Raw genomic sequence first — 11,796 nt, 5'->3', positions numbered from 1 at the left:
CCCCTGACCGGCCTCGGTGCGGCTGGCGGGGCGGACCCGGTGGTGCTTGTCGCACACGGCAGCCGTGACCCACGAGCCGCCGATGCCACCCGGGCGCTGGCTCGGGCGGTGTCGGCGGCCCGGCCGGGCACACCGGTGTGGGCGAGTTGGCTGGACCACACCGAGCCGGGGCCTACCGAGGTGCTGCGCGACCTGGCCGTTGCCGGTCATCGCCGGGCGGTGCTGGTGCCGCTGCTGCTGACCGCCGCGTACCACAATCGGGTGGACATTCCGGCGGCGGTCGCCGCGGCGGCGCGATCCGGGCCACCGCTGTCGGTACGGGTGACCGACGTGCTCGGCCCGGCGGACGACACGCCCGATCCTGGGCTGCTGGCCGGGCTGTGCCGGCGGCTGGGTGAGACGCGTCCGGGCCGCTTCGACGCGTTGGTGCTGGCCGCGGCGGGCACCCGGGACGCGCGGGCGCGGCGGTCGGTGGGCCGGGTCGCCGATGCGCTCGGCGTGGAGTTCGGGGTGCCCTGCCGGGTGGCGTACGCGTCGGCGGCTCCACCGGCGGCCGGTGTGGCGGTGTCCCGACTGCGGGCGTCCGGCGCGCGTCGGGTCGCGGTGTCCGCGTACTTCCTCGCGCCGGGGCTGTTCCACGACGCGGTGACCGAAGCGGCCGGGGCGGCGGGTGCGGTGGCGGTCGCCGCGCCGCTGACCGACGCACCGGAGTTGGTCGAGTTGGTGCTGCGTCGGGTCGACGACCGGCCGGTGCTGGCGTCTACGGGCTGACCCGTGCCGACACTGCGCGATCGGTGCCGGACAGCAGAACGCCCCGGTGGGCGAACCCACCGGGGCGTACAGCTGTGTGTGGGGGATCAGGCGGAGTGAGCGCGCAGCACCCGGAGACCGCCGCGCCGCTTGACGGCGCGCCGCTCCTCCTCGCTCATTCCGCCCCAGACGCCGGCGTCCTGACCAGACTCGAGTGCCCACTGAAGGCACTGGTCGGTCACGGAGCAGCGCCTGCAGACGGCCTTGGCCTGCTCGACCTGCAGCAGAGCCGGTCCAGACGTCCCGATCGGGAAGAACAGCTCCGGGTCCTCGTCGCGGCAGACACTATGGTGACGCCAGTCCATGGCGGCAACACTCCTCATTCTGGATGGGTGGCGAACAATTGCTTGTCGTGCTTTTCCTATATGCATCCGCAGTGCCGATGGTGACAGTTAGCGTCCGTCCATTCGGCAGTGCGTGAGCAGGCGTTCAGCGCCGGGGACCTGCTGGAACAGCTCAACCTGACGAGCATATCCAGGCAATGTCCCGGTAACTCAAGTCCGCTTGTGAATACTTTCACGAACAGTCGCGATGTCAAGGGTGACGCTCGGAAAAACTCCGGGCGGTGAGCAAGCCCACAACCCATTTGTCCGGGTTCCAGCGCTTTCCTGGTTACCCGCCGTGCCACAGTCGAGGATCAATATAGTACAGTCCGCGTGACATTGCTGACATTTCCGGCACCTGCCCCTCGGTGTGGCGGCGACCAAGTCGATCGGTTGTGGCCACCGTGTCGACCAAGGGCAGTACCCGAGACCTAGCAGATTACTCTCAGTGCGGCCGGAACGGAGGTGAATCTGACTTTCTCCCGCTCGCCGAGATAGTCCCCGTCCAGCTGGAACGCCTGCGGACGGCTGGAGACCAGCGTGAACTCCGCCGTGTCATGGAGTCGTAACACCTGCCGGCCGCGCGGATCCGGTTGCCGGGACAGGAATTGCGTCACTGTCCGTGTTGTGCTAGCCACCCGGAGCTGACGCAACGCCAGCACATCCAGCCCGAGATCGAACGACGCCGCCGGGTTCGGGTTGACCTCCCGGTCGCCCAGGTACGTCCACGGTGCCGTGTTCTGGATGATGACGGTGGCCAGCTCGGCCTCCGCCGGCTCGCCCGGCCGCTCCAGGACGATCGCCGGGTGCCGCCGGTCCGAGGCGAAGAAGTACTGATTCATGATCGAACGCAGATAGAGCGACGGCGTGGAGACCCGCCCCTTCCGCCGGGCCTGCTCCACCCGGTGGATCACCGCGGCGTCCAGGCCGAAGCCGGCGCAGAAGGTGAAGTAGCGGTCGTCGGCGAGGCCCAGCCCCACCGTCCGGCTCCGGCCCAGCCGCAGCCCCTCCAGGATCATGCTGGTCGCCTCCGGCCACTCCCGGGGCAGACCCACCGCGCGGGCGAACACGTTTGTCGAGCCACCGGGAACGGTCGCCAGCGCGGGCAGTCGCTCGGCCATCGGCGCGTCGCCGGTGCGAGTCGGCGGTTCGGCCGTCATCAGGCCGTTCACCACCTCGTTCACAGTGCCATCGCCACCCAGGGTGACGACCAGGTCGACGCCCTCAGCGGCTGCCTCCCGGGCCAGCGCCACGGCGTGTCCACGCCGACGGGTGTAGCGCACGCTGAGATCGACTTCGCTGCGCAGCGCCCGGACGAGCACGTCCCGGCTGCGTTCGCTGGTGGTGGTGGCCTTTGGATTGACCACCAGGACGGCCCGCATGGGCGGCACTGTACCTTCCGGCAGCCCGGGTATCGTGGCGCGCGTGACCATCGACTCGGACCCGATCCCCGTCACGCTCCGCTGGGCGGTCCGGCTGCTGTGGGCGGAGGCGGCCGTCGTCGGGCTGATCGCCGTCTGGCTGGTCTGGGCCGACCTCACGGCCACCCGCACCGACCTGCTGGCGGCATTGCTGGTGACAGTGTTCGCCATCGGGGCGGCCGTCGCGCTCTGGGCCCTGGGTCGCGCGCTGCTGCGCCGCCAGGCGGGCGCACGAGCCCCCGCGATCGTGCTTCAGCTGATGCTGCTGCCGATCGGGTGGTTCATGATCCAGGCCGGCCTGGGCTGGCTGGGCGTGCCGCTGATGGCGCTCGGCCTGGGCGTGGCCTGGCTGCTGATCTGCCCTCCGACGACCCGGGCCCTCGGCTTCGAGTGACCGCCCTGGTGCGTCGAACCGGTCAGTAGCCGCCGGAGCGGCGGGTGAGCAGCGCGATAGTGGCCCGATCGTCGGCGGAGGTGGCGGACGCCGAGGTGGTCAGCGCGGTGAGCACCTTCCAGGCGAAGGACGACTCGCCGGGCAGGGTGGCACCGCGCACGGTCGGCACCGTCACCTCGACGGTCAGCGCGTCCTCGGTGACCGCGAAGCGGCACTCCAACTCGGCGTCGCGGGTGGCGATGGCGAGCAGCATGGCGCACGCCTCGTCGACAGCGATCCGTAGATCCTCGATCTCGTCGAGCGCGAACTGCAGCCGGGCAGCGAGACCGGCGGTGGCGGTGCGGAGCACGCCGAGGTAACCGCCGTCGGCAGGCACCGTGAGGTGCACCACGTCGTCGTCGGTCGCTGGCTGGCCAGTCAGTTGAGTCACGCCTCATCCCCCCGGTCGGGGACTCTACCCGGTCAGTCGTCCGTACGCGTGCCGGCGGTGGTGGCGTGCTCGGCCAACTCGCGGAGCGCGGGGCCGCTGAGTCGGTAGGGAACCCACTCGCTCATCTGTTCGGCGCCGATCGAGGCGTAGAAGCCGGCGGCCGGATTCCAGTCGATCATCCACCACTCCAGCCGCTGGTAGCCGCGTCGTACGCAGATGTCGGCCAGCGCGGCGAGCAGCAGCCGACCGGCTCCGGTGCCCCGGGCGGCCGGCCGGACGTAGAGGTCCTCCAGGTGGATGCCGTGCACGCCGGCCCAGGTGGAGAAGTTGAGGAACCACAGCGCGAAGCCGACCGGCTCGTCGTGCGCGTCCACCGCGACGTGACCGAAGAGCGCTGGAGCGGACGGACGACTGCTCCAGCTCGGCGCGTCTGACGCCACGCCGCGACCTGGAGCACTCGCAAATAGCGCCGAGGTCAGTTGCTCGGTGGTGAGGTGGCACTGCTCCGCGGCACGCTCGTACTCGGCCAACTCGTGCACCATGGCGACGACGGCCGGCACGTCCTCGGGACGTGCCGGCCGGATCGTCGGGATGACCGGGGAGGTCACGCCTTCTTGGTCTCCCAGAAGATCTTCGAGATCTCGTCGATCTTCGCGAGCAGCTTGTCGGCGGTGGCCGGGTCGAGGCTGCCCTTGACGCCACCGGCGCCGGCGAGCTTGGTGGCCTCGTTGAACAGGCTGTGCAGGTTCGGGTACTTCTCGAAGTGCGGCGGCTTGAAGTAGTCCGTCCACAGCACCCAGAGGTGGTGCTTGACCAGCTCGGCGCGCTGCTCCTTGATGATGACGGCGCGGGTGCGGAACTCCGGGTCGGTGTTCGCCTGGTACTTCTCGCAGATCATTTTGACCGATTCGGCCTCGATCCGGGCCTGAGCCGGGTCGTAGACACCGCACGGCAGGTCGCAGTGAGCGCTCGCGGTGACGCGGGGCGCAAGGATGCGCGGAAGTCGCATCGGGATCCTCCATGGGAAGTTTGCGATGATCAAAGGCGACATTACTCCTGGGAATGCTCCCCGAACGGGGTGGAGGTGAAACCAGTGGCCGCCGATCACCCGGCTGAGGTGCCGCGGTTGCGCGGGCCGCTGACCGCCGTTCTGGTGACCGGCCCGTCCATGGCGCCGACCCTGCGGCACGGTGACGCGGTGCTGGTTCGTCCCGGTGGCCGCCCGATCCGCGCCGGCGACGTGGTGGTCGCGGTCTTCCGGACCCGGCCCGATCTGCTGGTGGTGAAGCGTGCGGTCCGGCCGCAGGACGGCGGCTGGTGGCTGCGTGGCGACAATGACCTGATCACCGATGACTCCCGGGCGTACGGGGTGGCCGACGTACGAGGACGGGTGGTGGCCCGCTACTGGCCGCGCCCCGGACGGGTGCCTCGTCGTCAGTTATGACCCTGCTCACATCCGAGGGGTGGTGCCGACACTATGCTCGGAAAGTGCCCGGGTGACCCCCCGCACCGCGTGCCACCGCTCGCCGCCCACCTTGCGGCGGGGCCGGCCGCCTCACATCTGCTCGACAGATCCTGGAGTCACCACCATGTCTTCGTCCACCGTGGACCCCGCTGATCCCGTCTTCCTACTGCACCGGGGCGGCAAGATGGCCGTCACCTCGACCGTGCCGCTCACCAGCCGGGAGGACCTCTCCCTGGCGTACACCCCGGGGGTGGCCCGGGTGTGTGAGGCGATCGCCGCCGACCCGGCCCTGGTGGACGACTACACCTGGGTGTCGCACACGGTCGCGGTGGTCACCGACGGCTCGGCGGTGCTCGGGCTGGGCAACATCGGTCCCCGGGCCGCGCTGCCGGTGATGGAGGGCAAGGCGGTGCTGTTCAAGCAGTTCGCCGGGGTGGACGCGGTGCCGGTGTGCCTGGACACCCAGGACGTGGACGAGATCGTCGCGGTGGTGCGGGCGCTGGCGCCCTCGTTCGGTGGGATCAACCTGGAGGACATCAGCGCGCCGCGTTGCTTCGAGATCGAGCGTCGGCTCGACGAGGCGCTGGACATCCCGGTCTTCCACGACGACCAGCACGGCACCGCCATCGTGGTGCTTGCCGCGCTGCGCAACGCCGCGATGTTGCTCGACCGCAAGCTCGGTGACCTGCGGGTGGCGGTGAGCGGCGCGGGCGCGGCCGGCGTGGCCGTGACGAAGATGCTGATCGCCGGGGGCGTCAACCCCGACCAGGTGGTGGTCTGTGACTCCAAGGGGATCATCGGCCGGCACCGCACCGAGCTGACCGGCACCAAGGCCGAGCTGGCGGCGAGCACCAACGCCGACGGCCGCCAGGGCGACATCACCGAGGCGTTGCGCGACGCGGACGTGCTGGTCGGGGTCTCCGGCGGGCAGATCCCCGAGGCCGCGGTGGCCGGGATGGCACCCGGCGGGATCGTGTTCGCGCTGGCGAACCCGACCCCCGAGGTGCACCCCGAGGTGGCCGCCCGGCACGTCGCGGTGGTCGCCACCGGGCGCAGCGACTACCCCAACCAGATCAACAACGTGCTGGCGTTCCCCGGTGTGTTCCGCGGCGCGCTGGACGCCGGTGCCACCCGGATCACCGAGGCGATGAAGGTCGCCGCCGCGGACGCCATCGCGGGTGTGGTGGCCGAGTCCCTGACCGCCGACGCGATCGTTCCGTCCCCGCTCGACCCGCGCGTCGCGCCGGCCGTGGCCGAGGCGGTCGCCGAAGCCGCCCGCCGCGACGGCGTCGCCCGTCGCTAGGCGCACGCGTCGGCCGGCGGCGCGCTGCGCCGTCGGCCTGCGCGCACGGCTTCTTAACGAGCGCTCAGCTTGTTACCGTGCCGATCATGCGTGCTGCCTTTGCCTCCCGTTTCGACGACGCCGATCCGCTCGCCGCGCTCACCGTCGGCGAGCGGCCCGAGCCGACCCCTCCGGCCGACGACTGGGTGACCGTGCAGTTGCGGGCCACCTCGCTCAACCACCACGACCTCTGGTCGCTGCGTGGGGTGGGTCTCACCGAGGCCCAGCTGCCGATGATCCTCGGCTGCGACGCGGTCGGGCTGGACCCGGAGGGGCGCCCGGTGGTCGTGTACCCGGTGGTCGTCACGCCGGGTGACCCGCGCGGGGTTTCCATCCTCTCCGAGCACTTTGCCGGGACGCTCGCCGAGCGGGTGGCCGTACCCCGGTCGAATCTGATCCCGCTGCCCGACGGCATGGCGGCTACCGACGCGGCGTGCCTGCCCACGGCCTGGCTGACCGCGTGGCGGATGCTGACCACCAAGGGCCGCGTCGCGGACGCCGACAGCGTGCTGGTCCAGGGTGCGGGCGGCGGCGTGGCCACCGCGGCCGTCGCGCTCGCCGTCGCGATGGGCAAGCGGGTGTACGCGACCAGCCGCGACGCCGTCAAGCGGGACCGGATCTCGGCCCTCGGCGCCATCGCCGTGGAGCCCGGTGCCCGGCTGCCGGAGCGGGTGGACGTGGTGATCGAGACGGTCGGCGCGGCCACCTTCGACCACTCGCTGAAGTCGGCCGCGCCGATGGCCCGGATCGTGGTCTCCGGCGCGACCGCCGGGCACGAGCCGTCGGTCAACCTGCGCCGGGTCTTCGCCATGCAGCTGGAGATCCTGGGCACCTCGATGGGCACGCCCGGCGAGCTGTACGAGCTGCTGGCGTTCTGCTCGGACAACGAGGTGCGCCCGGTGGTGGACAGCGTCATCCCGTTCAGCCGGGTCGAGGACGCCTTCGCCCGACTGCACTCCGGCGACGCCTTCGGCAAGGTCGTCATCGACCACACCGCCTGACGCGCACCGCGCGCTGCATCGCCGCGCCGCGCCGCCGGGCCTGGGCCCCACGCCGCTAGATCGCGCAACATCATGGAAGTAGTGGCCTCCGCGTCGTGGGAGGCCACTACTTCCTGGTCACTGCACGATCTTGCGGCGGCCGGAGCGGCGAAGGCGCACGGCGCGGGCGGGCCTCAGAGGTGGTCGTCGAAGGTGGCGATGTCGCCGCGCGTCGCGTCGGTGGGGATGCGCTTCCTGGCGTCGGCGTCGCCGTAGAGCGACCAGCGCAGGAACTCAACAGACGTGTCGGAGACGACCCGCAACGTCGCGCCGTCGCTGAGCAACGCCCGCCCGTGGTCGCCCTTGGGCAGGCTCAGCATCGCCTTCGGCCAGGGCACCTTGTCGTACGCGGCCCTGCCCGCCGCGTACTCGACCACCTCGTCCAACTCGCCGTGCACGAACAGCTGCGGTGCGGCCGCACCGGCGAACGCGGTGCCCACGCCGAGCGCCGTGCCCGCGAACACCACACCCGCGTCCAGCCGCTCGTCCCGGCTCGCTGTGAACAGGCCGATGGTGGTCACCCCGCCCGCGGAGTGCCCGGCCGCGGCCACCCGCTCGCCGTCCAACCGGCCGCGCAACGCGTCGCCGGCCTTGCCGTCCAACGCCAGCACCTGGTCCAACGCGTACGACACGTCGGCGGGCTGGTTGAGCACGTCGAGGACGTTGTTGTCCGCGCCCCGCGAGGTGTGCGGGAACGTCGGCGCGGCCACCACGAAACCCGCAGCCGCCCAGCGGGTCAGCAGCGTGGCGTAGTCGTCCGGTCGCCCACCCAGGCCGTGACTGAACATCACCACCGGGAACCGGCCCTCCACCGCCGTCGCCGCCCGCTTGGCCGCGCCGCCGGACTGCCCGGCCGCCGGGTACCAGAGCGTCGTCGGCAGCGCCCGGCCATCCCGGTTCAGCTTGAGCTGGCGTACGCCGACCGCGAAGGCGCGCTGCGGCGCCTTGCCGGCGGGGACCTGCGGTGTCGGCGTGGCGGCGGGTGGTGGTTCGACGGGCGCCTGCTGACCCTCGGTCTTCCTGGCGTCCGCCGAGCAGCCGACCAGACCGGCCATGAGCACGGCGCTGGCCAGCAGGGCGGGGGTGAGGCGACGTGGCATGAATCCGATTGTGCCTTGCCCCGCTGACGTGCCCGGTGGACTTCGACGCGGTGTGCCCGTCGACTCACCCAGCGCCGCGCGCCCGGTGTCAGGCGGCACGTTCGGCGAGCGGGCGTCGCCGTCGTGCGGTGTCGGCCAGCGGGCGCGGAGGGAAGGCGGCGTTGGGATTGGTACGCACGCCGACGGCGTACGACCCCTCGGGCGACCGACGCGCCGACACCGGCCCGATGGCCCCGCCGGCCACCGCCGTGGCCGGGGCACAACCGGCCAGCAGCGCTGTCACCAGTACGGCCATCAGCCGGCCCGCCCCATCGTTCCGCGGTAGGTGCCCGGGCAGGCGTAGCGGCCCCGCCGTCCGGCTCGGGTGCACCCGCCACCCGGTCGGGTCCCCTCCGCCGGCCGGGTCCAGCCCTGGGACGCCGCGGGCCGGGGACGGTGCCGCGTGGCCAGCTTCGCTAGGGTCACCGACATGCCTGAGAACTACACGGACCCCAGCGGCAACACCGAGGCGTTCCGCGCCTTCAACCAGACGCCGGAGACTGCGGCGTCGACGGAGGCCCCGTCCCGCCTGCCGCTCATCATCGGTGCGGCAGTGGTCGTCGTGGTGCTGGTGGCACTCGTGGCCTGGCTGGCGACCGGCTGATCGAGTCGCCTGGCTGGCTCCGGCACCGAACGGGCTCCACCGACTCGCGCACCCTCGGGCCTCCCGGGGGTGCGCGCCTCAGTGGCGTCAGGCCGCCCCGACCACGTCCCGGGTCTGCCGGGCGATTTCCCGCTCCTCGTCGGTGCGGATGACGCAGACGCTCACCTCGGCGCCGTCGGGAGAGATCAACCGGTCGCCCTCGCCGTTGTTGCGGGCGTCGTCCACTGTGATGCCGAGCCGGCCCAGGCCGCCCAGCGCGGCGGCCCGCACCGGCGCGGCGTGCTCGCCGACCCCGGCGGTGAAGGCGATCGCGTCGACCCGACCGAGCAGCGCGTAGTACGCCCCGACGTACTCGGTGATGCGCCGGCAGTACACGTCGAAGGCCAACGCCGCCGCCCGGTCACCAGCGGCTCGGCGTTCGAGCACCTCGCGCATGTCGTTGACTCCGGTCAGCCCGAGCAGGCCGCTGCGGTGGTTGAGCAGGTCGTCGATGTCGTCCACCGACAGCCCGCCCTCCCGGCGCAGGTGGAAGATCACGGTCGGGTCCACGTCGCCGCTGCGGGTGCCCATCACCAGCCCCTGCAACGGGGACATGCCCATCGAGGTGGCGACGCTGCGACCGTCCGCCACCGCGCAGGCGCTGGCCCCGTTGCCAAGGTGCAGGGTGATCGCGTTGATCTGCTCGTACGGGCGGCCCAGCAGCTCGGCGGTGCGCCGGGACACGTACGCGTGCGACGTGCCGTGGAAGCCGTACCGGCGGATGTCGTACCGTTCGGCGGTTTCCCGGTCGATCGCGTACGTCGCGGCGGCCTCCGACAGGGTGTGGTGGAACGCGGTGTCGAAGACGGCGACCTGCGGGACGTCCGGCAGCGCCGCGCGGGCCACCTCGATGCCGGCCAGGTTGGCCGGGTTGTGCAGTGGGGCGAGCGGCACCAGATCCTTGATCGCGGCCAGCACGGCGTCGTCGACAAGTACCGGCGCGCTGAACGTCCGGCCACCGTGCACCACCCGGTGTCCGACCGCCGTCAGCCCGGCCAGGTCCAGCCCGTCCAGGATCTGCCGGACCGCCTCGGCGTGGTCCGCCGGGCCGCCACCGGGCTCACCGATCCGCTCGACGGTGCCGTGGTCGAGTGCCCGGTCACCGTCGTAGCGGCGCCACTTCACCGACGACGACCCGCAGTTGAGCACCAGTACCCGACTCACGACGCCTCCTCGGTGGCCGCCTGGATGGCGGTGATCGCCACGGTGTTGACGATGTCCGGCACCGTGGCGCCCCGCGACAGGTCGTTCACCGGCCGCCGCAGGCCCTGCATGACCGGGCCGACGGCGACCGCCCCGGCCGAGCGCTGCACCGCCTTGTACGTGTTGTTGCCGGTGTTCAGGTCCGGGAAGATGAAGACAGTGGCGTGCCCGGCGACGGGGCTGTCGGGCAGCTTCGTGGCCGCCACCGCCGGGTCAATCGCCGCGTCGTACTGGATGGGCCCCTCGACCAGCAGGTCGGGCCGGCGCTCCCGGACCAGCGCGGTGGCCGCGGCGACCTTCTCCACGTCGGCGCCCGCGCCGGAGCTGCCGGTCGAGTACGACAGCATGGCCACCCGGGGTTCGATGCCGAACCGGGCGGCGGTGTCGGCCGACGAGATCGCGATGTCGGCGAGCTGGGCCGCGTCCGGGTCGCGGTTGACAGCGCAGTCGCCGTAGACCAGCACCCGGTCGGCGAGCAGCATGAAGAAGACGCTGGAGGCCACCGAGACGTCCGGCAGCGTACGGATGATCTCGAACGCCGGCCGGATGGTCGCGGCGGTGGTGTGCGTGGCGCCGGAGACCATGCCGTCGGCGCGGCCGGTGGCCACCATCAGCGTGCCGAAGTAGTTGGGCTGCGCCACGATGTCGTGCGCCAACTCGGCGGTGACGCCCCGGTGGGCGCGCAGCCGGGCGTACTCGGCGGCGAAGTCGTCGCGCCACTCGCTGGCACCCGGGTCGACCACCCGCACGTCGCCGAGGTCGATGCCCAGCTCCCGAGTGCGTCGGGCGATGTCGTCCGGCCGGCCAAGCACCGTCAGCTCGGCCACCCCACGCCGTAGCAGGATCTCCGCCGCGCGCAGGATCCGCTCGTCGGTGCCCTCCGGCAACACCACGTGCCGGGGCTTCGAGCGGGCACGATCGATCAGCTCGTTCTCGAACATCAGTGGGGTGACCCGTGCCGACCGGCTGACCCGCAGTCGACGGGCCAGGTCGTCGGTGTCCACACAGCGCTCGAACGCGCCGAGCGCGGCCTCCACCTTGCGGGGATTGGACGCGCTGGGCCGGCCCTCGATGCGACTGGACGCGGCGACCGTGTCGTAGCTGTCGAGACGCACGGAGAGCACCGCCAACCCGGTGTTGAGCCCCTCCACCAACCGCATGACCCTGGGGTCGGGCTGCTCGCCGAGGGTGAGCACCAGCCCGGCCACCGACACCTGCCCGGCCACGTGCGCGGCGCTCGCGGCGACGAGCAGGTCGGCCCGGTCCCCAGGGGTGATCACCAGGGCGCCCTCGGTGAGGTGGCCCAGCAGGGTCGGCACGTGCGCCGCACCGACCACGAAGTCCAGCACGTCGCGACCGAGCGCGGCGTCGTCCCCGGCCAGCAGGGTGGCGCCGAGCGCCGCCGCCACCTCGGCCACCGTCGGCGCGGACACGCTCGGCACCTCCGGGATGGCGTACGCGGGGACCGGCAGGTCGGGCAGCGTCATCGGCCCGGTCACCCGGTTGGCGATCACCGCGAGCACCGTCGCGCCGAGGTCGGCCAGGTCGTGGTACGCCCCCCGCATCGCCGACGCGACAGCCGCCGG

Annotated in this window: 15 protein-coding genes; 6 read left to right on the top strand and 9 right to left on the bottom strand. The window is 72.1% G+C overall.

All coding sequences use genetic code 11. From position 1 onward, the window contains the following. Positions 1–3 precede the first annotated feature (3 nt). Positions 4–771: a sirohydrochlorin chelatase gene (locus tag KBX08_RS17830; RefSeq protein ID WP_247669592.1), complete on the top strand. Its 768-nt coding sequence runs from the start codon at positions 4–6 to the stop codon at positions 769–771. A gap of 86 nt (positions 772–857) precedes the next feature. Here KBX08_RS17830 and KBX08_RS17825 read toward each other — a convergent pair whose 3' ends face one another. Together KBX08_RS17825 and KBX08_RS17820 are read right to left on the bottom strand one after the other, a co-directional pair. After that, a complete protein-coding gene (locus tag KBX08_RS17825; protein ID WP_088950012.1) occupies positions 858–1,115 on the bottom strand; it encodes a WhiB family transcriptional regulator in 258 nt (85 codons plus the stop codon). A 449-nt stretch (positions 1,116–1,564) separates the two neighbouring features. Next, positions 1,565–2,515 carry a diacylglycerol kinase family protein gene (locus KBX08_RS17820; protein WP_210784603.1) on the bottom strand — a complete coding sequence of 317 codons (951 nt, stop codon included), beginning with the start codon at positions 2,513–2,515 and terminating at the stop codon, positions 1,565–1,567. A gap of 43 nt (positions 2,516–2,558) precedes the next feature. On the opposite strand from KBX08_RS17820, the gene KBX08_RS17815 reads away from it, so the two are divergent. After that, the gene (locus KBX08_RS17815; RefSeq protein WP_124853891.1) at positions 2,559–2,948 is read left to right on the top strand and encodes a hypothetical protein; all 390 of its coding nucleotides are present in this window, start codon (positions 2,559–2,561) and stop codon (positions 2,946–2,948) included. Positions 2,949–2,970: 22 nt separating this feature from the next. Here the strand turns inward: KBX08_RS17815 and KBX08_RS17810 are convergent, their stop codons facing one another. Genes KBX08_RS17810 through sodN form a run of 3 tightly spaced genes read right to left on the bottom strand, consistent with a single transcriptional unit; the run spans position 2,971 to position 4,387 of the window. Continuing rightward, a complete protein-coding gene (locus tag KBX08_RS17810; RefSeq protein ID WP_210784602.1) occupies positions 2,971–3,378 on the bottom strand; it encodes an ATP-binding protein in 408 nt (135 codons plus the stop codon). A 32-nt stretch (positions 3,379–3,410) separates the two neighbouring features. After that, a complete protein-coding gene (locus tag KBX08_RS17805) occupies positions 3,411–3,986 on the bottom strand; it encodes a GNAT family N-acetyltransferase (RefSeq protein WP_210784601.1) in 576 nt (191 codons plus the stop codon). Then, positions 3,983–4,387: a superoxide dismutase, Ni gene (sodN, locus tag KBX08_RS17800; RefSeq protein ID WP_088987805.1), complete on the bottom strand. Its 405-nt coding sequence runs from the start codon at positions 4,385–4,387 to the stop codon at positions 3,983–3,985. The genes KBX08_RS17805 and sodN overlap by 4 nt, the downstream gene beginning before the upstream one ends. Positions 4,388–4,471: 84 nt before the next feature. Here sodN and KBX08_RS17795 point away from each other — a divergent pair, with 84 nt between their 5' ends. The 3 genes from KBX08_RS17795 to KBX08_RS17785 all read left to right on the top strand — a co-directional run bounded on the left by KBX08_RS17795 (position 4,472) and on the right by KBX08_RS17785 (position 7,186). Then, positions 4,472–4,822 carry a S24/S26 family peptidase gene (locus KBX08_RS17795; RefSeq protein WP_238687480.1) on the top strand — a complete coding sequence of 117 codons (351 nt, stop codon included), beginning with the start codon at positions 4,472–4,474 and terminating at the stop codon, positions 4,820–4,822. A gap of 145 nt (positions 4,823–4,967) precedes the next feature. Next, entirely contained in the window at positions 4,968–6,146 is a 1,179-nt protein-coding gene (locus KBX08_RS17790) for an NADP-dependent malic enzyme (RefSeq protein WP_210784600.1), read from the top strand. Between the two features lie 77 nt (positions 6,147–6,223). Beyond that, positions 6,224–7,186: a zinc-binding dehydrogenase gene (locus KBX08_RS17785; RefSeq protein WP_112583659.1), complete on the top strand. Its 963-nt coding sequence runs from the start codon at positions 6,224–6,226 to the stop codon at positions 7,184–7,186. 173 nt (positions 7,187–7,359) lie between these two features. On the opposite strand, the gene KBX08_RS17780 is transcribed toward KBX08_RS17785, so the two are convergent. Further along, positions 7,360–8,325: a dienelactone hydrolase family protein gene (locus KBX08_RS17780; RefSeq protein WP_210784599.1), complete on the bottom strand. Its 966-nt coding sequence runs from the start codon at positions 8,323–8,325 to the stop codon at positions 7,360–7,362. A gap of 88 nt (positions 8,326–8,413) precedes the next feature. Continuing rightward, on the bottom strand, positions 8,414–8,620 hold the full coding sequence (locus KBX08_RS17775; RefSeq protein ID WP_210784598.1) for a hypothetical protein: 207 nt from the start codon (positions 8,618–8,620) through the stop codon (positions 8,414–8,416). A 174-nt stretch (positions 8,621–8,794) separates the two neighbouring features. On the opposite strand from KBX08_RS17775, the gene KBX08_RS17770 reads away from it, so the two are divergent. Beyond that, positions 8,795–8,968: a hypothetical protein gene (locus tag KBX08_RS17770; protein ID WP_210784597.1), complete on the top strand. Its 174-nt coding sequence runs from the start codon at positions 8,795–8,797 to the stop codon at positions 8,966–8,968. Positions 8,969–9,055: 87 nt separating this feature from the next. Here KBX08_RS17770 and KBX08_RS17765 read toward each other — a convergent pair whose 3' ends face one another. Together KBX08_RS17765 and pta are read right to left on the bottom strand one after the other, a co-directional pair. Then, positions 9,056–10,171, bottom strand: coding sequence for an acetate/propionate family kinase (locus KBX08_RS17765; protein WP_210784596.1), 1,116 nt, complete (start codon positions 10,169–10,171; stop codon positions 9,056–9,058). Next, the coding region (gene pta / locus KBX08_RS17760; RefSeq protein ID WP_210784595.1) for a phosphate acetyltransferase at positions 10,168–11,796 on the bottom strand (1,629 nt) is incomplete at its 5' end. The genes pta and KBX08_RS17765, both read right to left, overlap by 4 nt.

The organism is Micromonospora sp. H61, assembly GCF_018070325.1.
GTDB lineage: Bacteria > Actinomycetota > Actinomycetes > Mycobacteriales > Micromonosporaceae > Micromonospora > Micromonospora salmantinae.
The sequence above is the reverse complement of the archived record's forward strand: the minus strand, read 5'-3'. Positions and strand labels throughout refer to the sequence as shown.

Bases quoted from the DNA above. Each gene is read 5' to 3' on its own strand.
- KBX08_RS17825 (WP_088950012.1), bottom strand. From the start codon at position 1,115: ATGGACTGGCGTCACCATAGTGTCTGCCGCGACGAGGACCCGGAGCTG.
- KBX08_RS17820 (WP_210784603.1), bottom strand. From the start codon at position 2,515: ATGCGGGCCGTCCTGGTGGTCAATCCAAAGGCCACCACCACCAGCGAA.
- sodN (WP_088987805.1), bottom strand. From the start codon at position 4,387: ATGCGACTTCCGCGCATCCTTGCGCCCCGCGTCACCGCGAGCGCTCAC.
- KBX08_RS17790 (WP_210784600.1), top strand. From the start codon at position 4,968: ATGTCTTCGTCCACCGTGGACCCCGCTGATCCCGTCTTCCTACTGCAC.
- KBX08_RS17780 (WP_210784599.1), bottom strand. From the start codon at position 8,325: ATGCCACGTCGCCTCACCCCCGCCCTGCTGGCCAGCGCCGTGCTCATG.
- KBX08_RS17775 (WP_210784598.1), bottom strand. From the start codon at position 8,620: ATGGCCGTACTGGTGACAGCGCTGCTGGCCGGTTGTGCCCCGGCCACG.
- KBX08_RS17770 (WP_210784597.1), top strand. From the start codon at position 8,795: ATGCCTGAGAACTACACGGACCCCAGCGGCAACACCGAGGCGTTCCGC.